Source organism: Phenylobacterium soli (assembly GCF_003254475.1).
GTDB lineage: Bacteria > Pseudomonadota > Alphaproteobacteria > Caulobacterales > Caulobacteraceae > Phenylobacterium > Phenylobacterium soli.
Window position 1 is genome coordinate 1,645,610 of sequence record NZ_QFYQ01000001.1, and the last position, 23,552, is coordinate 1,669,161.

Annotated in this window: 19 protein-coding genes; 12 read left to right on the plus strand and 7 right to left on the minus strand. The window is 70.4% G+C overall.

Annotated features, from left to right (window positions below):
- Nucleotides 1-25: 25 nt before the first annotated feature.
- Both DJ017_RS08190 and pepN read right to left on the minus strand, forming a co-directional pair.
- On the minus strand, nt 26-2,530 hold the full coding sequence (locus DJ017_RS08190; protein ID WP_111528253.1) for a family 16 glycosylhydrolase: 2,505 nt from the start codon (nt 2,528-2,530) through the stop codon (nt 26-28).
- 391 nt (nt 2,531-2,921) lie between these two features.
- Nucleotides 2,922-5,552 carry an aminopeptidase N gene (gene pepN / locus DJ017_RS08195; protein ID WP_111530020.1) on the minus strand — a complete coding sequence of 877 codons (2,631 nt, stop codon included), beginning with the start codon at nt 5,550-5,552 and terminating at the stop codon, nt 2,922-2,924.
- Nucleotides 5,553-5,717: 165 nt separating this feature from the next.
- On the opposite strand from pepN, the gene DJ017_RS08200 reads away from it, so the two are divergent.
- The 3 genes from DJ017_RS08200 (at nt 5,718) to DJ017_RS08210 (ending at nt 8,909) form a co-directional block, all read left to right on the plus strand.
- Complete coding sequence (locus DJ017_RS08200) at nt 5,718-6,377, plus strand: OmpW/AlkL family protein (protein WP_111528254.1); 660 nt, start codon at nt 5,718-5,720, stop codon at nt 6,375-6,377.
- Nucleotides 6,378-6,547: 170 nt separating this feature from the next.
- Nucleotides 6,548-7,663: an acyl-CoA dehydrogenase family protein gene (locus DJ017_RS08205; protein ID WP_111528255.1), complete on the plus strand. Its 1,116-nt coding sequence runs from the start codon at nt 6,548-6,550 to the stop codon at nt 7,661-7,663.
- Nucleotides 7,664-7,679: 16 nt separating this feature from the next.
- Nucleotides 7,680-8,909 carry an acyl-CoA dehydrogenase family protein gene (locus tag DJ017_RS08210; RefSeq protein ID WP_111528256.1) on the plus strand — a complete coding sequence of 410 codons (1,230 nt, stop codon included), beginning with the start codon at nt 7,680-7,682 and terminating at the stop codon, nt 8,907-8,909.
- Between the two features lie 134 nt (nt 8,910-9,043).
- On the opposite strand, the gene DJ017_RS08215 is transcribed toward DJ017_RS08210, so the two are convergent.
- The 4 genes from DJ017_RS08215 to DJ017_RS08230 all read right to left on the minus strand — a co-directional run bounded on the left by DJ017_RS08215 (nt 9,044) and on the right by DJ017_RS08230 (nt 13,159).
- The gene (locus DJ017_RS08215) at nt 9,044-10,276 is read right to left on the minus strand and encodes a glycosyltransferase (RefSeq protein WP_227000072.1); all 1,233 of its coding nucleotides are present in this window, start codon (nt 10,274-10,276) and stop codon (nt 9,044-9,046) included.
- 269 nt (nt 10,277-10,545) lie between these two features.
- Nucleotides 10,546-12,162, minus strand: a complete 1,617-nt coding sequence (locus DJ017_RS08220) for an amidase (protein ID WP_111528257.1) — start codon at nt 12,160-12,162, stop codon at nt 10,546-10,548.
- Nucleotides 12,163-12,270: 108 nt separating this feature from the next.
- Nucleotides 12,271-12,453, minus strand: a complete 183-nt coding sequence (locus DJ017_RS08225) for a CsbD family protein (RefSeq protein WP_111528258.1) — start codon at nt 12,451-12,453, stop codon at nt 12,271-12,273.
- 112 nt (nt 12,454-12,565) lie between these two features.
- On the minus strand, nt 12,566-13,159 hold the full coding sequence (locus DJ017_RS08230) for a TetR/AcrR family transcriptional regulator (RefSeq protein ID WP_165830568.1): 594 nt from the start codon (nt 13,157-13,159) through the stop codon (nt 12,566-12,568).
- 92 nt (nt 13,160-13,251) lie between these two features.
- Between DJ017_RS08230 and DJ017_RS08235 the strand changes: the two genes are divergently transcribed.
- The 3 genes from DJ017_RS08235 (at nt 13,252) to DJ017_RS08245 (ending at nt 16,033) form a co-directional block, all read left to right on the plus strand.
- Nucleotides 13,252-13,563: a CC_3452 family protein gene (locus tag DJ017_RS08235; RefSeq protein WP_111528260.1), complete on the plus strand. Its 312-nt coding sequence runs from the start codon at nt 13,252-13,254 to the stop codon at nt 13,561-13,563.
- A gap of 107 nt (nt 13,564-13,670) precedes the next feature.
- Nucleotides 13,671-15,332, plus strand: coding sequence for an energy-dependent translational throttle protein EttA (gene ettA, locus DJ017_RS08240; protein ID WP_111528261.1), 1,662 nt, complete (start codon nt 13,671-13,673; stop codon nt 15,330-15,332).
- 146 nt (nt 15,333-15,478) lie between these two features.
- Entirely contained in the window at nt 15,479-16,033 is a 555-nt protein-coding gene (locus DJ017_RS08245) for a type 1 glutamine amidotransferase domain-containing protein (RefSeq protein ID WP_111528262.1), read from the plus strand.
- Between the two features lie 46 nt (nt 16,034-16,079).
- Here DJ017_RS08245 and DJ017_RS08250 read toward each other — a convergent pair whose 3' ends face one another.
- The gene (locus DJ017_RS08250; RefSeq protein WP_111528263.1) at nt 16,080-16,523 is read right to left on the minus strand and encodes a hypothetical protein; all 444 of its coding nucleotides are present in this window, start codon (nt 16,521-16,523) and stop codon (nt 16,080-16,082) included.
- 147 nt (nt 16,524-16,670) lie between these two features.
- Here DJ017_RS08250 and DJ017_RS08255 point away from each other — a divergent pair, with 147 nt between their 5' ends.
- From DJ017_RS08255 to DJ017_RS08280, 6 genes are all read left to right on the plus strand, one after another.
- A complete protein-coding gene (locus DJ017_RS08255) occupies nt 16,671-18,683 on the plus strand; it encodes an O-linked N-acetylglucosamine transferase, SPINDLY family protein (RefSeq protein ID WP_111528264.1) in 2,013 nt (670 codons plus the stop codon).
- A 137-nt stretch (nt 18,684-18,820) separates the two neighbouring features.
- A complete protein-coding gene (locus DJ017_RS08260) occupies nt 18,821-19,639 on the plus strand; it encodes a glycosyltransferase family 2 protein (RefSeq protein ID WP_111528265.1) in 819 nt (272 codons plus the stop codon).
- Nucleotides 19,640-19,662: 23 nt separating this feature from the next.
- A complete protein-coding gene (locus tag DJ017_RS08265) occupies nt 19,663-20,379 on the plus strand; it encodes a polysaccharide deacetylase family protein (protein ID WP_111528266.1) in 717 nt (238 codons plus the stop codon).
- Between the two features lie 28 nt (nt 20,380-20,407).
- Nucleotides 20,408-21,379, plus strand: coding sequence for an ArsR/SmtB family transcription factor (locus tag DJ017_RS08270; protein WP_111528267.1), 972 nt, complete (start codon nt 20,408-20,410; stop codon nt 21,377-21,379).
- Entirely contained in the window at nt 21,376-22,347 is a 972-nt protein-coding gene (gene metF, locus DJ017_RS08275) for a methylenetetrahydrofolate reductase [NAD(P)H] (protein ID WP_111528268.1), read from the plus strand. Before DJ017_RS08270 ends, metF begins: the two co-directional genes overlap by 4 nt.
- Nucleotides 22,344-23,411: a homocysteine S-methyltransferase family protein gene (locus DJ017_RS08280; RefSeq protein ID WP_111528269.1), complete on the plus strand. Its 1,068-nt coding sequence runs from the start codon at nt 22,344-22,346 to the stop codon at nt 23,409-23,411. The genes metF and DJ017_RS08280 overlap by 4 nt, the downstream gene beginning before the upstream one ends.
- Nucleotides 23,412-23,552 lie beyond the last annotated feature (141 nt).

Sequence of the window (23,552 nt, forward strand, 5' to 3'; positions counted from 1 at the left end):
GGCGCTCCCTCGCGGCGAAGGGCGATCAGGCGAACACCCAGTCCGATCCCGGCGTCAGGCTCGAGGCGACCACATGGTCGAGGGTCGTCACCAGGACCGCGGAGCCGGGACCAGACCCGTCCGCGTCGAACAGCACCCGCGTGTCGCCGGCGCCGTCGTCCTGGAAGAGGATGTGCCCGTCCGCCAGGGGGTTGTTCCCGGCGTAGCCCGCCGCGGCGAAGACGCCGCGCAGGTCGAGCACGTCGGTTCCGGCCGTGAAGTCGGTGACGTGGCCGGCCGCGGTCGGCAGGCGCGAGAACTCGAACACGTCGCGCCCCGTGCCGCCGGTGAGCGTGTCCGCCCCGAGGCCCGCATGCAGGATGTCGTTGCCGGCCCCGCCGTCGAGCGAGGAGGCCGCGTCGTTGGCCCGCAGGTCGTTGTTGAGGCCATTGCCGGTGAGGCTCTGGGCGCCCGATCCTTTCTGGACGCCGTTCTCGACGTTCGAGGTCAGCGTGTAGCTGGTGTCGTAGGACCAGACGGTGTCGACGCCGGCGCCAGTCTTTTCCGTCACCGTGTCTGTCGAGACGTAGATCGCATAGGTGTCGTCGCCGGCCCCGCCGCTCATCGAGTGGTACTGGCCGTGGCCGTCCAGCAGGTCGTTGCCGGAGGTGCCGGTCAGGATGCCGCGCTTGCCGGTCGAGATGGTGGTCGTCCAGGCGCCGCTGAGCGGCAGGGTGAAGGGCTCGACATTGACGATCGCGGGCGCCGGCGGCGGCGGCGGGGGAGGCGGCGGCGGAGGCGGTGAGGCCGGCGGCGGCGGGCTGACCGCCCCGCCGAACAGGTCCGCCGAGGTCAGGCCGGCGGCGCTGACGCCGTCGAGGTGGACCACGCTAGAGCCCCAGGCGTCGGCCGAGCCGGACCCGTCGGTGTCGTAGATCACCCAGGTCCCGGAGCCGTCGTCATAGAGCTTCACATAGTGGTCGGCGATCGGGTCCGCGCCGGCGTAGCCGCTGGCGCCGAACAGGGCCGAGAAGTCGAGGCGGTCCTCGCCGACCGTGAAGTCGGCGATGTGGTCGCCCACCCACGGCACGCTCTTGAAGGCGAAGACGTCGGCGCCGGCGCCGCCAGTCATGGTCTCGCCGCCGCCGGTGCTGGCGGTCAGGGTGTCTGCGCCGCTCGTGCCGGTGAAGCCGGTGGAGGTGGTGGGCGGCGGCGGAGAGGTCGTGGTCGGCGGGGGCGGCGAGGTCGTGGTGGGCGGCGGCGAGACCGCCACATAGCCGTCCGCGGCGACCTGGAAGGTGTTGGCGGTGGAGAAGGTGCTGGCGGCCGTCTGGCCGGCCGCGGTGTTGACCAGCAGGTTGGCCGAGGTCAGGCCGACGTCGGTGACGCCCTGCAGGTCGACCACGAAGGTCGCATAGGGGTTGGCGGTGGTCGCGTGGCCGTCGGGATTGACGAGGACGTTGTAGCCGCCGTGGCCGTCGGCCGCGAGGACCACGTAGCCGGCCGCGATCGGGTCCGAGCCGGTGTAGGTCGGGTAGAGGGCGTGCAGGTCGAGCTTGTCGCTGCCGACCTGGAAGTCGGTGATGCGGTCGCCGCTCCACGGCAGCTTGCCGAAGACGTACGTGTCGTGCCCCGTGCCGCCGGTCATGGTCTCGCCGCCCTGCAGGCTGGCGGTGAAGAGATCATCCCCGCCGGTGCCGACGAGGGTGGCGCCGCCGGTGGCGGTGAAGGTCTGGCCCGCGCCCGTCGAGGTCTCGGGGGTGTAGGTGTAGGGGTTGGAGTCCCAGGCCTTGATGTAGTCGATCAGCATCTGGCCGGGGAAAGGCGTGGTGGCGTCGACGTTGCCGCCCCAGCCGCCGCCCAGCGCCAGGTTGGCGATCATGTACATCGGCTTGTTCAGGTCCGCCGGGGTGACGACCTGGTAGACCGGCTTGTTGTCGAAGTACCAGGTGATGTGGTCCGGCTCCCAGTCCACGGCGAAGGTGTGGTAGCCGTTCGACATGTCGGCCACGACGCTGCCCACGCCGCTGGAGGTGTGCGAGCCGGTCTCGTTGGTGTGGACGGTCGTGTAGAGGGTGCTCGGGTCCTTGCCGAGAACCTCCATGATGTCGAGCTCCGGCGGCCAGGAGCCGTCCTTGGGCATCAGCCAGAAGGCGGGCCAGAAGCCCTGGCCGGCCGGCAGCTCAGCCTTCATCTCGAAGTAGCCGTAGGTCTGGCTGAACGAGTGGTTCGTCTCGATCATGCCCGAGGTGTACTGGTAGCTGCCGAGCGCCGGCAGGCCGGGGTCGGTGTAGCCCAACAGCGGCGCGATCGCCGGATCCACCTTAGCCGCCGTGAGGGTGAGGATCCCGTTGTTGACGGTCCAGGGGGTGACCGAGGCGGTCGGGGCGTAGTTGGCGTTGATGTACCACTCCTGCTCGCCGTTGCTCGGCAGCGAGCCGCCGTTCCCGTTCCACGGGCGGAAGGCGAAGGTGGTGTCCCAAGTCCCGGTCGAGCCGTTCCAAAGGCTCAGGGAATTGAAGTCGTCGCTGAACGTCAGGGTCGCCGGCATGTGTGCTCTGTCTCTCTCCAGGCCGTCGAGCGGGATGGCGGCTTGCGAGAGACGAGGACGAACGCCACCGCGCCGGGACGCTGGCGTCCGGCTGGAGACCGGCAAAGGTCTCCCGTCCGCGGCCAGGCGTCAGCCGGCGCGGCTATGTCGGTAGGTACTTCCGGTTCTCGATAAGCTTGGCTGCTCTTATTCGGCGAGTGACGAGTATCCGACACATGCCTGCGCCGTAATAAGTCGGATTGTCACACCGTAGAGCTACGGGGAAAGCTTCACTCTAATGTATAGGTGAGGTGTTGTTTCGTATTTTTGGTATGACTGCTTGGCGGCGCGTCCTGTGGACGCGCCGCCGCCAGTCCGCGGCCGCCAGTCGGCCCGTATCAGTCGGCCGGCGTCAGTCCGCCCCGTCGCGGCCGAGCGCGCGGGTGACCAGCTCGAAGACGTTCTTGGAGAGGCCCTCGCTGGCCAGGATGCGCTCCAGCTCGGCCTTCATGAGCTGACCGAGGGCGGGCGCGTAGCGCCGCCAGCCGCCGAGCGGATCGACGAGCCGCGCCGCGGTCATCGGGTTGTAGCGGTCGACGGCGAGAATCTGATCGGCGAGGAAGCGGTAGCCCGCGCCGGACGGATCGTGGAAGCGCACCGGATTGAAGTTAGCGAAGGTCGAGACCAGCGCCCGCAGGCGGTTCGGGTTCTTCGGATCGAAGGCCGGATGGGCGGTGAGCCCCATGACGCGGCCGAGCGCGGTCTCGTCCGGATCGCGCGCCTGGACGGCGAACCACTTGTCGACCACCAGCGGCTCGGCCTTCCACTTCGCGTAGAAGTCCTCGAGCGCGGCTTCGTACTCGGGCCCGCCGATGAGCATGAGGGCCGCCAGGCCCCCCATGGCGTCGGTCATGTTGCCGGCGGCCCGATAGTGGCCCAGCGCCAGTTCCGCCGTCTCGGCCTTGGGATTGGCGGCGAGCAGTTCGAGGGCGGCGTTGCGCAGGGCGCGCCGGCCGGCGCTGGCCGCGTCGGGCGAGAACTCGCCGGACTCCTGGAGGCCCGAGTGCAGCCGCTTCAGGTCCTCGGCGAGGTGCACGGCGAGGCGAAGGCGAAGCGCCTCCCGCGCCTCGTGCAGCGCCGCGGGATCGGCGGGCTGGCGGGCGAGGGCGAGGTCCGGCTCGGACGGCATGGCGAGCAGCAGGGCCTTGAACGCCGGATCGGCGGCCTGGTCGGAGAGCGCGCGGCCCATGGCCTCGGCGAAACGCTCTTCGCCGACTTCGTCGGGCTGGCCGGCGGCGCGCGCCAGGATCAGCTCGCGGGCCAGTTCCTGGCCGGCTTCCCAGCGGTTGAAGAGGTCCGGATCGCCGGCCAGGAGGACGTAGCGGTCCTTGGGCTGGGCGTCGGTGGTCATCACGACCGGGGCCGAGAAGCCGCGCAGGGCGGACACTACGGGCGGGCGGTCGACGCCCTCGAGGCGGACCGTGGTCTTCGCCTCGCTGAGCACGACGACAGTCTCGTCGAGGGCCTCGCCGTCGCGCAGGAAAGCCTGGGTGCGGCCGTCCTGGTCGAGGAGGCCAAGGCGCACCGGGATCGGCAGGGCGGTCTTGGTGGGCTGGCCGGGCGTCGGCGGCGTCTCTTGCGCGATCTCGACCTCGAGCGTGCGCCGGGCCACGTCATAGGCGCTGGAGAGGCTCAGGCGCGGCGTGCCCGCCTGCTCGTACCAGCCGAAGAAGTCGGACAGGTCGCGGCCCGAGGCCTCGGCGAAGCACTTGATGAATTCCTCGACCGTGGTGGCGTGGCCGTCCCAGCGCTCGAAATAGAGGTCCATGCCGGCCCGGAACGCCTCCGGCCCGATCAGGGTCTTGAGCATCCGGATGACCTCGGAGCCCTTCTCGTAGATCGTCGCTGTGTAGAAGTTGTCGATCTTCAGGTAGCTGGACGGCCGCACCGGGTGGGCGAGCGGGCCCTGGTCCTCGGCGAACTGGCGCGCGCGCAGCGCCTTGACGTCCTTGATCCGCTGGACCGCGTGGCCGCGCATGTCGGCCGAGAAGCTCTGATCGCGGAAGACCGTCAGGCCCTCCTTGAGGCAGAGCTGGAACCAGTCCCGGCAGGTGATCCGGTCGCCGGTCCAGTTGTGGAAGTATTCGTGGGCGACGACGCTTTCGATGCGCTCGTAGTCCATGTCGGTGGCGGTCGCCGGGTCGGCCAGCAGGAGCGAGGAGTTGAAGATGTTCAGCCCCTTATTCTCCATGGCCCCGAAGTTGAAGTCGCGGACGGCGACGATCATGAACAGGTCGAGGTCGTACTCGCGGCCGAAGGCTTCCTCGTCCCACTTCATCGAGCGCTTGAGGGCGTCCATGGCGTAGGCCGCGCGCGGCGCCATGCCAGGATCGACATAGATGCGCAGGTCGACCGTGCGGCCGCTCATGGTGACGAGCTTGTCCTCGAGCACGTCGAGGGCGCCGGCGACCAGGGCGAACAGGTAGCAGGGCTTGGGGAAGGGGTCGTTCCATACCGCGTAGTGACGCCCGCCCGAAAGCTCGCCCTTCTCGATCAGGTTGCCGTTGGAGAGCAGGTGCGGGAAGGCCTTGTCCGCCTCGATGCGGACGGTGAAGCGCGACAGCACGTCCGGCCGGTCGGGCCAGTAGGTGATCTTGCGGAAGCCCTCGGCCTCGCACTGGGTGCAGAAGCGGCCGCCGGACATGTAGAGCCCCTCGAGGGCCTTGTTGTTCTCCGGGTCGATCTCGACCTCGGTCTCCAGCACGAAGGCGTCGGGGACGCCCGGCACGGTCAGGAACTCGGCGTCCACCTCGCGCTCTGCCTCGGCCAGCGCGCGGCCGTCCACGGCCACGGAGATGAGCTTCAGCCGCTCACCGTTCAGCTTGAGCGGGTCGGCGTGCGCGCCGTTGCGCCGGACGCTCAGCCGCGCCTTCACGCGGGTGGTGTTGGGGGCGAGATCGAAGGCGAGGGCGACCTCGTCGATCAGGAATGCGGGGGGGCGATAGTCCGAGAGCCGGATCGGCTGGGGGGTCTCTGTGCGCATCCGAAGGATGTAGCCGCCAGCCGCGCGGATCGCCACCCCGCACGGCCCCTGGACAATTTGTCCATGCCGGATCTTCGAACGCTTGATTTAGCTCAAAGCTGCGCTTGGTCCCGGCGACACCCTGGCCGTGCGGCCCTCTCATGCCGCCAATCAAGGGGATAACCTATGAGTGTTCTTCGTTACGCGCTCGCCGCCGGCGCAGCGCTGACCGCCGTCGCGGCCGTGGGCGCCGCCCAGGCGCAGGATTTTCGTCCGAAGGCGGCCGGCGACATCATGCTGAACGTGCGCATCACCGACGTGGCGCCCGACGCGGGCGACCCGATCAAGCTGATCGCCACGGGCGCGGACACCGGCCTGAAGGCGGACGTCAGCGACGAGGTCGTGCCCAGCGTCGGCCTGACCTACTTCCTCACCGACAACTGGGCGGTCGAGGCCATCGCGACCACCACGCACCACACCATCAAGGCGACCGGGCCGGGCACGGACCTGAAGGTGAAGGACACCTGGGTGCTGCCGCCGGTGGTCTCGCTGCAGTACCACTTCATGCCGAAGGCCAAGTTCAGCCCCTATCTCGGCGCGGGCGTGAACTACATGCTGTTCTACAACGGCTCCGACAAGAACGGCTTCCATCTGAAGGTGAAGAACGGCTTCGGCACGGCCCTGCAGGCGGGCGCCGACATCGCCACCTCCGGTCCCTGGAGCGTCAACCTCGACGTCAAGAAGGTGTTCTTCAACACCAAGGCCACGGACACGACCAGCGGTCTGAAATCCAAGGTGAACCTGGACCCGTGGGTGGTCTCCGCCGGCTTCGGCTACAAGTTCTGACCCGTCGGATCTGACTCTTGGGCTGGGCGGGGCGGCGACGCCTCGCCCGGTTCCCGCCCGCCGGCTCCCCTAGGGCATACTGACGCGAGGTCACGCTTTTCAGCGCGGACGGCCCGCGTATGCTCCCGCCCAACAGACGAATGCCGGGCTGCCGGCGATGGGCGGAAACGATGAATTTCGATTTCTCAGACGACCAGAAGTTCCTCCAGTCGGAGGCCCGGAAGTTCCTGGAGGCCAATTCCTCGGCCGCCCAGGTGCGCAAGGTGCTGGACGACGAGGCCAAGCCCTATGACGAGAAGCTCTGGAAGGCCGTGGCCGGGCAGGGCTGGCTGGGCGCGGCGATCCCCGAGGCGCACGGCGGGCTTGGCCTGGGCCACCTCGAGCTCTGCGTGATCGCCGAGGAGCTGGGCCGCTCGGTCGCGCCGATCCCCTTCGCCTCCACCGTCTACTTCCTGGCTGAAGCCGTGATGCTGGCGGGCTCCGACGCCCAGAAGGCCGAGATCCTGCCGAAAGTCGCGGCGGGCGAGATCATCGGCGCCATGGCGACCTCGGAAGGCCCTGGCACGCTGACGCCGAGCGGGCTGCAGGCCACGGTGGCGGGCGGCAAGCTCTCGGGCGTGAAGATCCCGGTGACCGACGGCGACATCGCCGACCTCTGTGTGGTGCTCGCCAAGGAGGGCGGCCAGGCCGGTCTCTACCTCGTCGACCTGAACGGGCCGGGCGTGACGCGAGAGGCGCTGAAGACGCTGGATTCCACCCGTGACGCGGCCAAGCTCACCTTCAAGGACGCGCCGGCCCAGCGGCTGGGCGGCGCGGGCGAGGGCTTCGCCCTGGTGGAGCAGGTGTTCGACCGCGCGGCGGTGCTGATCGCCTTCGAACAGTGCGGCGGCGCCGACAAGTGCCTGGAGATGGCCAAGGCCTACGCCCTCGAGCGCTACGCCTTCGGCCGGGTCATCGCCTCCTACCAGGCCATCAAGCACAAGCTGGCCGACATGTACGTGAAGAACCAGCTGGCGCGGTCCAACGCCTACTACGGAGCCTGGGCGCTCAACACCAATGCGCCGGAGCTGCCAATCGCGGCGAGTGCGGCGCGCATCTCGGCCTCGGAGGCCTACTGGTTCGGGGCCAAGGAGAACATCCAGACCCACGGCGGCATCGGCTTCACCTGGGAGATGGACTGCCACCTCTACTACAAGCGCTCGCGCCAGCTCGGTCTGGTCGCCGGCGCGCCGCGCGCCTGGAAGGAGCGGCTCGTCAGCCACCTCGAGCGCAAGAACGCGGCCTAAGCGGGAGATCAGGACGATGGACTTCAACGACAGCCCCGAAGAAGCCGCCTACCGCGCCAAGGTCCGCGAGTGGCTCGCCGCCAATGCGCCGAAGAAGGCCGTGGGCGGAGACCCCGAAGGGGGCGGCGACACCATGGCCGCCTCCAAGGCCTGGCAGGCCAAGAAGGCCGCCGCCGGCTACGCCCAGATCACCTGGCCCAAGGAGTGGGGCGGGCCGGGCGGCACGCCGATCCAGCAGGTCATCTTCAGCCAGGAAGAGGCCAAGTACCCGGTCCCGCCGAACGTGTTCCAGATCGGCCTCGGCATGTGCGTGCCGACGGTGATGGCGTTCGCCGATGAGGAGACCAAGAAGCGCTTCGTCGGCCCCGCCCTGCGCGGCGAGGAGATCTGGTGCCAGCTGTTCTCCGAGCCCTCCGGCGGCTCGGACGTGGCCGCGGCGCGGACCCGCGCCGAGAAGGCCTCCGACGGTTCCGGCGACTGGCTGATCTCGGGCCAAAAAGTGTGGACGACGGGGGCCCAGTTCTCCGACTTCGGGATCGTCATCTGCCGGACGGACGTCAACCAGCCCAAGCACAAGGGCATGACGATGTTCTGGCTCGACATGAAGGATCCGGGCGTCGAGGTGCGGCCGATCCACCAGATGTCCGGCGGCTCGGGCTTCAACGAGGTGTTCTTCACCAACGTGCGGGTGAAGGACAGCCAGCGGCTCGGCGCGGTCAACGAGGGCTGGAAGGTCAGCCTGGTCACCCTGATGAACGAGCGCCTAGCGGTCGGCGGCCCTTCGGGCGCGAGCTGGGAGCAGTTCATGGAGGCGGCCCGCGACATCACCGGCCTCGACGGCGCGCCGGCCATCAAGGACCAGTCGCTGCGCGACAAGATCGCCGACTGGTACGTGGCGACCGAAGGCCTCAAGCACACCCGCAACCGGACGCTGACCGCCCTGTCGCGCGGCGAGACGCCCGGCCCGGAGAGCTCCATCGGCAAGGTGGTCTCGGCGCTCAACATGCAGGAGCTGGCCAACACCGCCGTGGAGATGCTGGATCAGTACGGGGTCATCAACGACCCGGCGCTGAGCCCGCTCTCGGCGGCGTTCCACATGTCGCTGTTGAGCGCGCCCGGCCTGCGGATCGCCGGCGGCACGGACGAGATCCTCAAGAACATCATCGCTGAGCGCGTCCTCGGCCTGCCCGGCGACATCCGCGTCGACAAGGACGTGCCGTTCAAGGACATGCCGACCGGGCGGTAGTGAAAGAGGCTCCCCTCAGAGGGAGCTGTCGCGAAGCGACCGAGGGGGTTGGAGACCAGGGCGTCTGATGCCCGTGGGCTTCGGCCCCTTCCGGCCTTTCAGGCCACCTCCCCCTGAACGGGAGGATTGGCGCGCTAGGCCGTCAGGGCCAGCGGCTGGCGGCGGGCGGCCGAGGCGTCGATGAGCTCGGCGTAGAGCTTGGTCAGGCCGTCGAAGGTGGCGTCCCAGCTGTGGCGGGCGACAGCGCGCTTGCGGGCCGCCAGGCGGATCGCGGCGACGTCGCGGGCGAACAGGGCCTCGATGGCCTCGGCGAGGTCCGAGGGGTCGGAGGTGGCGGCGTGCTGTCCCACGGCGTCGTCGATCAGCTCGCCCACTCCGCCCTTGTTGGGGCCGATCACCGGCAGGCCGGCGGCCATGGCCTCGATGACCACGAGGCCGAAGATCTCGTTCTCGTTAGCGTGCAGGAAGGCGTCGCAGGAGGCGACGACGGCGGCGAGCCGCTCGGGCTCCTTCTCGAAGTCGAGGCTGACGACCTGGCGCGAATAGCGCGCGCCCTGGCCGGCGCCGATCAGCACCAGCCGGTAGGGATCGCCGAGCTTCTCCACCGCCTCGATCATGCCGTCGACGTTCTTCTCCCGGGCGGGACGGCCGGCGAACACCAGCAGCCGGCTGTCGGCCGGCAGGCCGGTGCGGCGCAAGAGGCGGGCGCGGTCGCCGCGGCTCGGGTGGAAGAGGTCGGTGTCGACGCCCAGCGGATGGACGCTGACCCGCTCGACACCGGCCTCGGCAAGGCGCGAGGCGGTGTGCCAGGACGGCGCGACCACGTGGTCGAACCGCTGGTAGGCCTGGCTCCAGAAGTTGAAGGTCGGGGCCTCGGCCCAGTCGCCCAGGTGCAGGGCGGCGAGCGCCGCCGCGTCGGTGTGGCAGAAGCCGACCACCGGCACGCCCAGGGCCTCGCCCGCCTCGAGGGCGGCGTGGCCGGGCACGAAGACGTCGCCGGCCTCGATGATGTCGGGCCGCAGGGCGGTGAGCACCGTCTCCCACTTGGTCACGCTGGCCGGCATCCGGTAGCCGTCGCCGAACGGCAGCCGGGTCGACTTGACGGTGACCAGGCCTGGGCCCTCCACGTGGGTCTTGGCGCCGGGGACGACGAGGGTGTGGCGAATGTCCGGCCGCTTCTTATCGAGCCAGGAGCGCTTGGCCGAGAGGTAGCGCTTCACCCCGCCGGAGCGGGGTGCGTACATCATGGTGGTGTCGATCAGGTGGAAGCTGGTGTGGTCGTCGCCGCCGAAGGCGGTCAGGGCCGCCGGATCGAAGCGCACGAGCCGGGCCGAGCCCGGCGCGCCCTTGCCCTTGGCGCGGCGCACCTTGCGCTTCTCGACGCTGGAGGAGGCGGCCAGGAAGAGGGCGGCGGTGCGCTCGCGCTGGTCGCCCTCGGCCTTGCCGAAGCGGCGCTTCCGCTTGGCCGTGCCGGCGGATCTCTTCCAGAGTCTGGCCAGGGCTTTCGTCCTTGTTGACTAGGGGCGCGCCGCGCGAACCGGGATGGTGGTAGCAGCCTTACGCCGGGATCGTCATCACCCGCGTCGGTTTTGCGACGGAATTCAGATCGTCGCGGCGCCCCGGTTCGGCAAGAGCCTCAGCGTGGATCGTAGGCCGCGGCGACGGCGGGGCGGTCGGCGAGGGTGCGCAGGAACGGCGGATCGCGTCGGGCGTGGGTGGCCTGCTCGAACGCGTAGCCGAGGGCCAGAAGCCTCGCCTCCGACCAGGCGGGACCGACGAAGGAAAGGCCGACCGGCAGGCCGAGAACCTCGCCCATGGGCACAGTCAGGTGCGGATAGCCGGAGACCGCTGGCAGGGTGGTGGGCGAACCGAAGAACTTGCCGTCGCTGACCGGATCGACCTGCCAGGCCGGGCCGCCGGTGGGCGAGACCAGGGCCTCGACCTTGGCGTCGGCCATCATCTTGTCGAGCGCGTCGGCGGCGAGCTTGCGGATCCGGGCCCGGCGGGCCTGGTGGGCCGGGTCGCTGGGAGCGGGGCTGCGCGCGGCGGCCTCGAAGATCTCCTGACCGAACAGCGGCGTCTCGCGCGGCTCGGCCCGGTCGAAGGCGATGAGGTCGGCGAGGGTGCGGCTCTTCACGGCCGGCGGGGTCGCGGCCAGGTAGGCGTCGATAGCGGCCTTGAACTCGGTGTGCAGGGCCGCGTCCTCGCCCTCGCCGATCTCCTTCATCACCGCGGCCTCGGGCGGTTTCACCTCCACGAGCACGGCGCCGGCGCGCGTCAGCGCCTCCAGGGCGGCGTCGAAGACCGCGTCCGTCTGCGGCGAGCCGTGGACGACGCCGCGGACCACGCCGATCCGCGCGCCCTTGAGCGCCTCGGGGGCGAGGGCGGCGAGGTAGTCGGTACGATGGGCGTCGGCGGCCTTGGTGGCCGGATCCTCAGGATCGGAGCCGGCGATGGCGAAGAGCACCGCCGCGGCGTCGGCGACCGTGCGGGTCATCGGCCCGGCGGTGTCCTGCTCGGGCGAGATCGGCACGATGAAGCGGCGCGAGACGAGGCCCACGGTCGGCTTGAGGCCGACGACGCCGTTGGCGGCGGCCGGGCAGGTGATCGAGCCGTCGGTCTCGGTGCCGATGGCGGCGGAAGCGAGGCCGGCGGCCACCGCCGCGCCCGACCCCGAACTGGAGCCGCAGGCCGAGCGATCAAGGACGTGCGGATTGCGGACGAGGCCGCCGACGGCGCTCCAGCCGGAGATGGATTCGGTCGAGCGGTAGTTGGCCCATTCGGAGAGGTTGGTCTTGCCGAGGATGACGGCGCCGGCGTCGGTCAGCCGCCTGACGATCGGGGCGTCGCGGCCGGTGACGTTGGCGGCGAGCGCCAGGGAGCCGGCCGTGGTGGCCGTGCCGTCGGCGGACTCGACGTTGTCCTTGAGGAGGATCGGCACGCCGTGCAGGGGGCCGCGCACGTGGCCGCGGCGGCGTTCGGCGTCGAGCGCGCGGGCGTCGGCCAGGGCGTGGGGATTGACGGCGATGACCGCGTTGAGCCGCGGGCCGGCGTGGTTGAGCGCGGCGATGCGGTCGAGGTCGGCGCGGACCAGGGCCTCGGAGGTCAGCCGGCCCTCGCGCATGGCGGCCTGGGCCTCGGTCGCGGAGGCGTAGGGGCTGAGCGGAACGGGCGGATTTGGAGCAAGGGGCTGGGCCCACGCCGCACCGGCGAGCCACGCGCTCGCCACCACACCCAGCACAAATTCACGCATGCGCCGTCCCCCTGCTACCGAGCCGCGAGCTTAGACGGCGGGACCCGCATGCGGAAAGGGCCGCGGCGTCGCGCCACGGCCCTTGTCCCCAACGGAATGGGTCAGGCTCTAGTGCTTGAGCGCGTTGCGGGCGGCGTCCTTCAGGTTGCCCACGCCCTTCTGCACCTTGCCCATCGTCTTCTCGGCGGCGCCTTCGGCCTGCATGTCACGGTCGCCCATGGCCTTGCCGGCGGTCTCCTTCACGGAGCCCTTCATGTCCTTGGCGGCGCCCTTCATCTCGTCCTTGTGCATGGCGTCAGTGTCCTCTTTCGCGTGTCACTTCGCGGCGCGAAGTCCGCGCCGGTCGGAAGGCTTACGCAAAAGCTAAGCGCGGGTTCCGAGGGCCAAGCTTGCCAAGGGACCGCTAGACGGCCCCGATCTCCGCCCGCTTCAGCAGTCCGGCGAAGGCGCGCTCGGCGAGGCCGCGGGCGTCCATGTCGCCCATCATCCGACGCGCCTCGGTGTGCCCGAGGACGAGGCTCTTCATCTCGAAATAGCAGAGCTCGGCCTGGTCCTCGTCGAGGGGCGGGGTGCGGATGGCGGCGAACTCGCGCATCAGTGTCCGACGCCAGCGGCGCAACTGGCCCTGCAGATAGTCGCGCAAGGGGCCCGGCTGGTCGTCCAGCTCGATGCTGAAGGTGACCATCGGACAGCCCGAGGCGGGCCATTCCAGCTCGGCCCAGTCGAGCCAGCGGCGGAAGACCTTCTCGAGCCGCGCCCGGCCGGGCGCGAGGTCGATGGCCGGCGCCCAGACGAAGTCGGCGAAGCGGGCGGTGATCTGCTCGACCACGGCCTGCTGCATCGCCTCCTTGGACTCGAAGTGCTTGAAGAGGCCGCTCTTCGACAGACCGACGGCCCCCGCCAGCTCGCCCAGGCTGACGGCGCCCAGCCCTTTCTGCGCCGCCTCGCGGGCGGCGGTCTCGAGGATCCGGGCGCGGGTGGCGTCGCCTTTGCGCAAAAGCTGCGGCTCCAGAGCTTGACAAAGTGACCGATCGTTCCCTTTTTCAGATGGCGACCGGTCGTGCTCTTTTCTAGCCGAAGGATCACGAGATGCATAGTCTGAGGATGTTGGGCGCCATGGCCGCGGGTGCGGCGATGGCGGCGGGGGCCGCGTGGGCGGCGCCTCAGGGCGGCGAGGCGCGCGCCACGGTCCAGCCGGTGGCGTGGGAGTGCATGGGCGAACGCTGCGTCGGCGACGTGCGGCCCAGGCCGAGCCCGGGCGCGCTGCTGCGCGAATGCCAGAAGGTGGTGGAGGCGATCGGGCCGGTCAGCAGCTATCGCAGCCGCGGCGTCGAGCTGACGCCCGACCAGCTGCGGCGCTGCAACCGCTACGCCACGGAGACGCCCGTCTCTCTACGCTGAGGCGGCCCGGCGGGGCGCGCCCCTCACAGCGGGGGGCGTTGCGCCGCGGGCTCGCCGCCGCTATCTGCTCGCCCGACCTCCTCACATAGCGAGCACGCGGACGCCCGATGGCGCAGCAATACATTTTCCAGATGCAGGGTCTGACCAAGGCCTTCCCGGGCGGCAAGAAGGTGTTCGAGAACATCTGGCTGTCGTTCTACCCGGACGCCAAGATCGGCGTGGTGGGCGTCAACGGCTCGGGTAAGTCGACCCTGCTGAAGATCATGGCCGGGCTCGACAAGGAGTTCTCCGGCGAGGCCTTCGCCGCCGACGGCACCAAGCGCGGCTATCTGGAGCAGGAGCCGCAGCTCGACGACGCGCTCGACGTCTGGGGCAACGTCATCGCCTGGTGCGAAGAGAAGCGGATCTTCGACAAGTACAACGAGGTCGCCGCCAAGCTCGGGGAGGACTACTCCGACGAGCTGATGGAGGAGATGACCAAGCTGCAGGAGCAGCTGGACGCCGGCGACCTGTGGGACATCGACAGCCGCATCGAGATGGCGATGGACGCCCTGCGCTGCCCGCCCAACGACTGGAAGGTCGACAACCTGTCGGGCGGCGAGCGCCGCCGCGTGGCGCTGGCCCGCCTGCTGCTCTCCAAGCCCGACATGCTGCTGCTCGACGAGCCGACCAACCACCTGGACGCGGAGAGCGTCGCCTGGCTGCAGCACCACCTGGAGCAGTTCCCGGGCTGCGTGATCCTGGTCACCCACGACCGCTACTTCCTGGACCAGGTGACCAAGTGGACGCTGGAGCTCGACCGCGGCAAGGGCCTGCCCTACGAGGGCAACTACTCGGCCTGGCTCGAGCAGAAGGCCAAGCGCACGGCGCAGGAAGAGCGCGAGGAGGCCGGCCGCAAGCGGACCATCGAGCGCGAGCTGGAGTGGGTGCGCAGCTCCCCGTCGGCCCGCCGCTCGAAGTCCAAGGCGCGCCTCGCGGCCTTCGACGAGCTGGTGAACCAGGCCGAGCGCCAGAAGCAGACCTTCGCCCAGATCCAGATCCCGCCGGGGCCGCGTCTCGGCAACGTGGTGATCGAGGTCGAGGGCCTGGAGAAGCACTACGGCGACAAGTGCCTGTTCAAGGACCTCACCTTCAAGCTGCCGCCGGGCGGCATCGTCGGGGTGATCGGGCCGAACGGCGCGGGCAAGTCCACCCTGTTCAAGATCATCACCGGCCAGGAGCAGCCCGACTCCGGCTCCATCCGCCTCGGCGAGACGGTGAAGCTCGCCTACGTCGACCAGAGCCGCGACAGCCTGGACCCGAACAACAACGTCTGGGCCGAGATCTCCGGCGGGCTCGACATCATGAAGGTCGGCGCCACCGAGATCCCGAGCCGGGCCTATGTGGGCTCGTTCAACTTCAAGGGCGGCGACCAGCAGAAGAAGGTCGGCCTGCTCTCGGGCGGTGAGCGCAACCGCGTGCACCTGGCCAAGACCCTGGCGACCGGCGGCAACGTCATCCTGCTCGACGAACCGACCAACGACCTGGACGTGGAGACCCTGCAGGCGCTGGAAAGCGCGCTCGAGGACTTCCCCGGCTGCGCCGTGGTGATCAGCCACGACCGCTGGTTCCTGGACCGCCTGGCGACCCACATCCTCGCCTTCGAGGGCGACAGCCACGTGGAATGGTTCGAGGGCAACTTCGAAGCCTACGAAGAGGACAAGAAGCGCCGCCTCGGCGTCGACAGCCTCATCCCCCACCGGATCAAGTTCCAGAAATTCGGGCGGTAGGGCGAGGCCGGCCAAGCCATTGGCGACGCTCCCGGGCGTCATCCCCGCGACCCTGCCGGCCGGCTGGATCGTCGGCGGCTAGGCGGAACCCCTCCGGTCGCCCTGCGGTTGGGCTGCATCCCCAACCAGAGAGCAGGAGGTCCCCCATGGCCGAGGAACGGCTGCAAGGGTGCAAGGTGGCGGTGCTGGCCACCGACGGCTTCGAACAGGTGGAGCTGGAGAAGCCGGTCGAGGCGTTGCGCCAGGCGGGCGCAGAGGTCGAGGTGGTCGCGCCGCACGGCGGCCAGATCCAGGGCTTCAACCATCACGACAAGGGCCGGATGGTGCCGGTGGATCGCGAGCTCGGCCAGGCCAGTCCCGACCAGTACGACGCCATCGTCCTGCCGGGGGGCGTCATCAATCCCGACCAGCTCCGGCTGGAGCCCAAGGCCATCGATTTCGTCCGCTCGTTCGCCCAGGCGAAGAAGCCGATCGCCGCGATCTGTCACGGGCCCTGGACGCTGATCAACGCCGAGGCGGTGGAGGGCAAGCGGATGACTTCATGGCCCTCGCTGCAGACGGACCTGAGGAACGCCGGCGCGGAATGGGTCGACCAGGAGGTGGTCGTCGACGACGGCCTCGTCACCTCGCGCAATCCCGGCGACCTGCCGGCCTTCTGCGCCAAGATGATCGAGGAGTTCGCCGAGGGGCGGCACGGCTGAGTCGCGGGCGCGGGCTCCCCCCGGAAGGGGAGCCCGGCCTTCGATCCTATTGCTGCGGCGAGCCCGACGGCGGCGGCGTGGTCGTCGACGGGGTGGTCGAGGACGCGTCCGGCGTGGTGCTCGACGGCGGGGTCGGCGCGGGGCTGGTCGACGGGCTCGGATTGACCTCAGTTGACCCCGAGGTCGTGGCGCTGCCCGAGCTCGTGTCGCCGGTCGCGCCGCCGGCGGTCGCGGTGGGCGCGGTCGTCGAGGCGTTGGCGCTCGTGCCGGTCGTCGCCGAGCCGGACCACCAGTCGCGCGTCGCCCGCTGCCTGGGCGAGGCCTTCAGGTAGGAGTCGAGCATGGCGTAGGGGATCGGCTGCGCCGGGCCCGCGGCGCTGGCCATGCCGTGGCTCGCGTGGTGCTTGCGGTGGTGCTTGGCCTTGGCGTCGGCCGCGGAAGCGGACAGGGCAAGGGCGGCCGCGCCGGCCGCCAGCAGGAAGGTTTTCATGGGTGCATCTCCCTCGAGACGTTCGCGCCTCAGGCGGGCGCAAACGCGTTAACGAACAAGCGACGCCGTGTGTTTCCCTCCGGCGATTGTATTTCGCTCGCGCGGCGGCTTAGGAGATGCGCGAGGCGTCGGGTGCGGGGGAGGTCGATGGCGAGCGAGGCGATCCCGCAGAGTGCTGACGCCGCCCTGGCCCGCGCCCGCGAACTCTACCGCGCGGGCACGTTCGCTGCGGGCGGTGCGTTCACCACCGCCGCCATCGCCGCCCATCCCCGATCCGCCGATCTCTGGAACGTCCATGGGGCCATGCTGCGCATGACCGGCGAGCCGCAGGCGGCGCTGGCCGCGTTCGGCGAGGCGCTGAGACTGGATCCCGCCCACGGCGCCGCGCGCGCCAACCGCGGCGGGGCGTTCCTGGATCTCGCCAAGGCGCGGAACGAGGCCGAGGGCCCGGCCGCCGCCGAGGCGGTGCTGGACGAGGCCCTGGGCCTCGACCCCGAGAACCTGGCGCTGCTGGAGGCCAAGGCGGCGGTGCTGCGGGCGGCCGGCGCGCGCGACCGCGCCGAAGCCTTCCTGGCCGCGCTGGTCGCCAGGCGACCCGAGATCGGCTGGGCCCAGCTCCAGCTCGGCGATGTGCTGTCGGAGCGCGGCGATGCGGCGGCCGAGGCTCACCTGCGGCGGGCGCGCGCGCTCGAGCCGGCCAGCCTCGACGCCCTCGTCGGGCTCGTGCAGCACCTGGCGCGGACCAAGGGGCCGGAGGCCGGCAACGCCCTCGACGAAGCCCATCGCCTGGCCCGCGCGGCGCTGGGCCTCGGCGCACTCACGCCGCAGCAAGCCAAGGTTCTGCGCGACGTCTTCGCCCAGGTTTGCGACTTCGAGGCGGCCGAGCGGCTGGGCGACTTCCGCACGCTCGGGCGCGCCTGGGCGCAGGCGGGCCTGCACACGGCCCTGTTCCGCCAACTCAGCCGGGTGCGCACCGACGCGGACCGGCGCGAGCTGCTCGAGGAACATCGGATCTGCGGCCGGGCCATGGTGGCCAGGGCGGAGCGGCGGCCGATCCGGCGCCCGGCGCCGCGGCCGCCAGGGGAGAAGATCCGGCTGGGCTTCCTGTCGTCGGACCTGCGGCGCCATCCCGTCGGCTACTTCGCCGAGCCGGTGTTCCAGCACCTCGACCCCAGCCGCTTCGAGCTCTTCTGCTACGCCTTCGATCCGGGACCGGCGGACGCGATGCAGAGCGCTTTCGCCGCCCGCTCCACCTTCCGCCGGATGCCCGACGCCACGGCGCGCGAAGCGGCCCAGGTCATTGCCGACGACGATCTCGACCTGCTGATCGAGCTGGGCGGCTCGACCCATATGAACAAGCTCGAGGTCCTGGCCTGGCGTCCCGCGCCGCGCCAGGCGAGCTGGCTCGGCTATCCGCATTCCGAGGGCCTGCCGACGATCGACGGTTTGATCTGCGATCCCTTCGTCGCGCCGGCCGATGCCACCTTGCTGGCGGAAGCCGCGTGGCGGATGCCGAGGAGCTGGATCGCGCTCGGCTCCACATTCTCCGACGCCTTCGTCATCGACCCGACGCCGCCGGAGGTCCGCAAGGGGTGTCTCACGTTCGGGACGGCCAACAATCCCTACAAGTACACGCCGGAGGTCCTGGCGACCTGGGCCTCGATCGTGGCCGCCACGCCGGGGTCGCGCTTCGCCATCGTGCGTCCCGAGGCGGCCTCGGCGGTGTTCCGCGAGCACATCATCCGGGCGTTCGCGGCTGGCGGGGTCTCCGCGGACCGGATCGACTTCCACCCCGTCCGGCACGAGCACATGCCGATCTACAACGAGATCGACATCTCGCTGGACACCTTCCCGCTGACCGGCGGCACGACCACGGTCGAGGCGCTCTGGATGGGCGTGCCGGTGGTGAGCCTGCGGGGGCCGGCCCTGTACGAGCGGCTCAGCGCCTCGATCCTGAGCAACGCGGGCCTTGCGGAGATGATCGCCGACGATCTGGGCGGCTATCGCGCCGTCGCATTGCAGCTGGCCGCGGATGGGCAGGGACGGGCGGCATTGCGGAGCGGCCTGCGGGAGCGGATACGGCGCAGCCCGCTCGGCGACACGGCGGCCTTCGCCCGGGATTTCTACGCCCTCGTCGAGACGGTGGTGCGCGGCGGCTGAGCCCCCGCAACGCCGTCGAACCGCACACCGGCGTTACCCTGCGACATTGTGTCCATTCTGAAACAGTGAGGGGGGAAGCCTGGCTGTGGCGTCTATCTCTCCGGACGGCCTCGGACGGGAGGCCGGGGGGAACATCGATGAGGATTTCTGCGCTCGTCTGCGCGCGCAACGAGGAAGCGCGCCTGGCCGAATGCCTGAGGGGGCTGGCGGCCTTCGACGAGGTGGTCGTGGTCGCCGACCGCTGCACGGATAGGACCGCCGAGATCGCCCGCCGGTTCGGCGCGGTGGTGGTGGAAGGGATCTTCCCGCTCGAAAGCCAGCGCAAGGAAGCCGGTCTCGGCGCCTGCTCGGGCGACTGGGTGTTCGAGCTCGACGCCGACGAACACGCCGACGACACCCTGGTCCGTGAGGTCCGCGCCGCCGTGGCCAAGGCCTCGGGCGACTGGTTCCGGGTTCCGGTGGACAACTACGTGGGCCACAAGCTCGTGCGCCGCGGCTGGGGCGGCAGCTTCGGCACCACCTCGGTGGCCAGGCTCTATCGCCGGGGCGTGAAGCACTGGAAGCCGGAGCGGGTCCATCCCGGCGTGGTGTTCGACGGCGCTTTCGCCGGCGAGCTGGCGACGCCGATCCGCCATCTGGTGGACGAGGACATCGGCGACATGGTCGACCGGCTGAACCGCTACACCGCCCTGCGCGCCGCCGACCTGGCCGACAAGGGCGATCCCGGGCGTCTTTGGGACAACGTCTTCCGCGGCTTCCGCAGGTTCTGGAAGTGCTACGTGGGCCGCAAGGGGCGCACCGAGGGCGACCTCGGCTTCACCATCGCCCTGATGGCCGGGCTCTATCCGGTGATCTCACACCTGCGCGCCAAGGAGATCCTGGAGGCGCGGCGCGGCCAGGCCGCGCAGGCCGGCGAGCGGCCCGCGGCGGAAACGGTCCTGCAGGGCGTGGGCTGACCGCCGAGGTGTTGATCGCCAGATTGAGGCTCGCGGCCGAACTCGGCCGCTGGCGGCGCGCCGGGCGTTGCGCGACGCTCTGGTGGCGCGATGACGACGCGCGGGCCGCCACCCCGGCGCTGCGCCGACTGCTCGTGCTGTCCGATGCGCACCGGACGCCGCTGACGCTGGCCGTCATCCCGGATGGGCGACTGCGCGAGCTGGCGGCCCTGCTTGGCGGCCGGCCCTGGGTGTCCGTCGTCCAGCACGGGGTCGACCACCTCAATCGCCGCGACGGGGCCGCGGCCGGGGAGTTCCCGCACGAGTGGAGCGAGGCGCAGCTCGCCGAACGACTGAACATCGGCTGGCGTCAGGTCGAGCGCTTGCCGGGGGCGCTGCGGATGTTCACGCCGCCCTGGAACGACGTCCATCCGGCGCTCCCCCAGGCGCTGCTGGCCTGCGGCTACACGGGCCTGTCCGCCTGGGGCGAGATCGCCGAGGCCGGGCCCCGGATCGACGCCCACATCGACCTGATGCGCTGGAAGAAGGGGGCGCGGTTCCGTGGGCGGCGGCGGATGTGGTCGGCGCTGCGCGTCGCGCTGCGGGCGCGGCGGCGGGCGGGGCTGTGGGATGCGCCGATCGGCCTCCTCAGCCATCACCTGGATCACGACGAAGACGCCTGGGCGTTCCTCGAAGCGCTTCTCGCCTGGGCCGAGGGCCGGCCTGAGCTGAAATGGAAGGCGCTCGCCGACTTGACATAAAGACATAAAGATATCTTTATGTGCCGCCATGAAGCTCTCGGCGGCACAGGCGGTGGAGGTGCTGCGCGCGGCAGGCGAGCCGACGCGCCTGCGCATCCTGGCGCTCCTCGCGCGTGAGGAGCTGGCCGTCCTCGAACTCTGCGGCGTGCTCGACCAGAGCCAGCCGCGCGTCTCCCGCCACCTGAAGCTGCTGGCCGAAGCCGGCCTCGTCGAGCGTTTCCCGGATGGCGCGTGGGTGTTCTACCGCCTCACGGCCGGCGGGCAAGCCGGCGAGCTCGTCCGCGAGGTGCTGGCGCGGCTCGACGCGAACGATCCGCAGCTCGTCCGCGACGCCGAGCGGCTGACGGCCGTGTTCGCCGAGCGGGCCCAGGTGGCGTCCGACTACTTCGCCCGCAACGCCGCCCGTTGGGACGAGATCCGCTCGCTCTATGTCGCCGAGGGCGACGTGGAGGCGGCGATCCTGAAGGCCGCGGGGCCGGGGCCGTTCAGGCGGCTGGTGGACCTCGGCTCCGGCACCGGCCGGATGCTGACCCTCCTGGGGCCGAAGGCGCAGGTGGCGCTTGGCCTCGACCTTTCGCAGCAGATGCTCAACATCGCCCGCGGCCACGTGGCCGAGGCCGGATTGAAGGCCTGCGAGCTGCGCCACGGCGACATCTTCAGCACGCGCCTGCCCGACGGCGAGGCCGACCTCGTGGTGGTCCACCAGGTGCTCCACTATCTCGCCGATCCGGCCGCGGCGGTGAAGGAGGCGGCGCGCATCACCGCGCCGGGCGGCAAGCTGCTGATCGTCGACTTCGCGCCGCACAAGCTCGAGTTCCTGCGCGAGCAGCACCAGCACCGCCGGCTCGGCTTCTCCGACCAGGAGATGCGCCGATGGCTGGCGGAGAGCGGCTTCGCGTACACCGCCGTCGAGACCCTGCCGCCAGCCCGCGAGGCGGGCCTGACCGTGAAGATCTGGACCGCCGAGCGGGCCGCCGCCCGGCAGAGGACCGCCGCATGACACCGGTAGACACAGCCTTAGGCCCCGTCGCCCGCGCGGGCGTCGGCGGCACGCCGCGCCCCAACGTCTCCTTCGAGTTCTCGCCGCCCAAGACGCCCGAGGCGGAGGCGAGCCTGTGGGAGGCGATCCGCCGGCTCGAGCCCCTCAACCCGTCGTTCGTCTCGGTGACCTACGGCGCCGGCGGCTCGACCCGCGACCGCACGCACCGGACGGTGCTGCGCATGGTCAACGAGACGACGCTCAAGCCGGCCGCGCACCTGACCTGCGTCGAGGCCTCCCGCGAGGAGGTGGACGAGGTGATCCGCGACTACTGGGCGGCGGGCATCCGGCACATCGTGGCCCTGCGCGGCGACCCGCCGGGGCAGATCGGCGGGCGCTATACGCCGCGGGCCGACGGCTACAACAACGCCACCGAGCTGACGGCGGCGATCCGGCGCATCGCGCCCTTCGAGGTGAGCGTCGGGCTCTATCCGCAGGTCCACCCGGAGAGCAGCGGCGTCGACCACGACATCGACGTGCTGAAGGCCAAGGTGGATGCGGGGGCGACGCGGGCGATCACCCAATTCTTCTTCGACCTCGACGCGTTCCTGCGGTTCATGGACAGGGTCCGCAAGGCCGGAGTGACCATCCCGATCTCGCCGGGGATCATGCCGGTGACCAACTACAACGGCCTCAAGAAGATGGCGGGCCCCATCGGTATCCAGTTGCCGCAGTGGCTGGCTAACCTGTTCGAAGGACTGGAGAAAGATCCGGAGACCCGGCGGCTGATCGCGGCCTCGGTGGCGAGCGAGACCTGCGCCCGCCTGGCCGAGGAAGGCTTCTCCGACTTCCACTTCTACACCCTCAACCGCGCCGACCTGACCTATGCGATCTGCCGGGTCCTCGGCGTGCGCGAAGCCCCCACCCCAGATTCCTCTCAAACGAAGCCCGATCGCGGATCGGGCGGGCCGAAGGAGGCCGCGGCATGACCAGCCGAGCCGAACGCATCGCCGCCCTGAAGCAGGCGGCCAAGGAGCGGATCCTGATCCTCGACGGCTCGTGGGGGGTGATGATCCAGAAGAAGGGCCTGGACGAGGCCGACTACCGCGGCCAGCGCTTCAAGGACCACCCGGTCCAGCTGAAGGGCGACAACGACATCCTGTGCCTGACGCGGCCCGACATCATCGCCGAGCTGCACGACGCCTACTACGCGGCCGGGGCGGACATCAGCGAGACCAACACCTTCTCGGCCACCTCGATCGGCCAGGGCGAGTACGAGGCCCAGGGCGCGGTGCGCGACATCAACTTCGAGGGCGCCAAGATCGCCCGCGAGGTCGCCGACCGTTGGACGGCCAAGGAGCCCCACAAGCCGCGCTTCGTGGCCGGCTCCATCGGCCCGCTGCCGGTGATGCTGTCGATGAGCTCGGACGTGAACGACCCGGGCGCGCGCAAGGTGACGTTCGACCAGGTCTATGACGCCTACAAGGAGCAGGTGAAGGCGCTGCACGAGGGCGGGGTCGACCTGTTCCTGGTGGAGACGATCACCGACACCCTCAACTGCAAGGCGGCGATCAAGGCGATCATGGACCTCGAGGACGAGGGCTACGAGCCGCTGCCGATCTGGATCAGCGGCACCATCACCGACCGCTCGGGCCGCACCCTGTCGGGCCAGACGGTCGAGGCCTTCTGGAACTCGATCAAGCACGCCAAGCCGTTCGCGGTCGGCCTCAACTGCGCCCTGGGCGCGGAGCTGATGCGGCCGCACATCGCCGAGCTGTCGCGCATCGCCGACACCTTGGTTTCGGCCTATCCCAACGCCGGCCTGCCGAACGCCATGGGCGAGTACGACGAGACGCCGGACCAGACCGGCCACGCGCTGCACGACTGGGCCAAGGACGGCATCGTCAACATCCTCGGCGGTTGCTGCGGCACCACCCCCGACCACATCCGGCACGTCGCCGACGAGGTGAAGGGCGTCAAGCCGCGGCCCGTGCCCGAGCGGCCGACGGCGCTGCGCCTCGCCGGCCTGGAGCCGTTCGAGCTGGCGTCCTAAACACCCCTGTCATCCCGGTCTGGGCGCCAGCCCAAGACCGGGACCCCCGGCGCCTGATCGCGCGGGGAGGGCTGCGGCCCGACGACTTCCATCTGGCGACAAGGGTCCCGGTCTTCGCGTTCCGCGAAACCGGGATGACAT

What these genes read in the sequence shown, in the direction of transcription:
- DJ017_RS08255 (WP_111528264.1), top strand. Translation starts at nt 16,671, where the DNA reads ATGGCGAGCGAGGCGATCCCGCAGAGTGCTGACGCCGCCCTGGCCCGC.
- DJ017_RS08270 (WP_111528267.1), top strand. Translation starts at nt 20,408, where the DNA reads ATGAAGCTCTCGGCGGCACAGGCGGTGGAGGTGCTGCGCGCGGCAGGC.
- DJ017_RS08225 (WP_111528258.1), bottom strand. Translation starts at nt 12,453, where the DNA reads ATGCACAAGGACGAGATGAAGGGCGCCGCCAAGGACATGAAGGGCTCC.
- metF (WP_111528268.1), top strand. Translation starts at nt 21,376, where the DNA reads ATGACACCGGTAGACACAGCCTTAGGCCCCGTCGCCCGCGCGGGCGTC.
- DJ017_RS08260 (WP_111528265.1), top strand. Translation starts at nt 18,821, where the DNA reads ATGAGGATTTCTGCGCTCGTCTGCGCGCGCAACGAGGAAGCGCGCCTG.
- ettA (WP_111528261.1), top strand. Translation starts at nt 13,671, where the DNA reads ATGGCGCAGCAATACATTTTCCAGATGCAGGGTCTGACCAAGGCCTTC.
- DJ017_RS08200 (WP_111528254.1), top strand. Translation starts at nt 5,718, where the DNA reads ATGAGTGTTCTTCGTTACGCGCTCGCCGCCGGCGCAGCGCTGACCGCC.
- DJ017_RS08235 (WP_111528260.1), top strand. Translation starts at nt 13,252, where the DNA reads ATGCATAGTCTGAGGATGTTGGGCGCCATGGCCGCGGGTGCGGCGATG.
- DJ017_RS08220 (WP_111528257.1), bottom strand. Translation starts at nt 12,162, where the DNA reads ATGCGTGAATTTGTGCTGGGTGTGGTGGCGAGCGCGTGGCTCGCCGGT.
- DJ017_RS08245 (WP_111528262.1), top strand. Translation starts at nt 15,479, where the DNA reads ATGGCCGAGGAACGGCTGCAAGGGTGCAAGGTGGCGGTGCTGGCCACC.
- pepN (WP_111530020.1), bottom strand. Translation starts at nt 5,552, where the DNA reads ATGCGCACAGAGACCCCCCAGCCGATCCGGCTCTCGGACTATCGCCCC.
- DJ017_RS08280 (WP_111528269.1), top strand. Translation starts at nt 22,344, where the DNA reads ATGACCAGCCGAGCCGAACGCATCGCCGCCCTGAAGCAGGCGGCCAAG.
- DJ017_RS08190 (WP_111528253.1), bottom strand. Translation starts at nt 2,530, where the DNA reads ATGCCGGCGACCCTGACGTTCAGCGACGACTTCAATTCCCTGAGCCTT.
- DJ017_RS08250 (WP_111528263.1), bottom strand. Translation starts at nt 16,523, where the DNA reads ATGAAAACCTTCCTGCTGGCGGCCGGCGCGGCCGCCCTTGCCCTGTCC.
- DJ017_RS08210 (WP_111528256.1), top strand. Translation starts at nt 7,680, where the DNA reads ATGGACTTCAACGACAGCCCCGAAGAAGCCGCCTACCGCGCCAAGGTC.
- DJ017_RS08205 (WP_111528255.1), top strand. Translation starts at nt 6,548, where the DNA reads ATGAATTTCGATTTCTCAGACGACCAGAAGTTCCTCCAGTCGGAGGCC.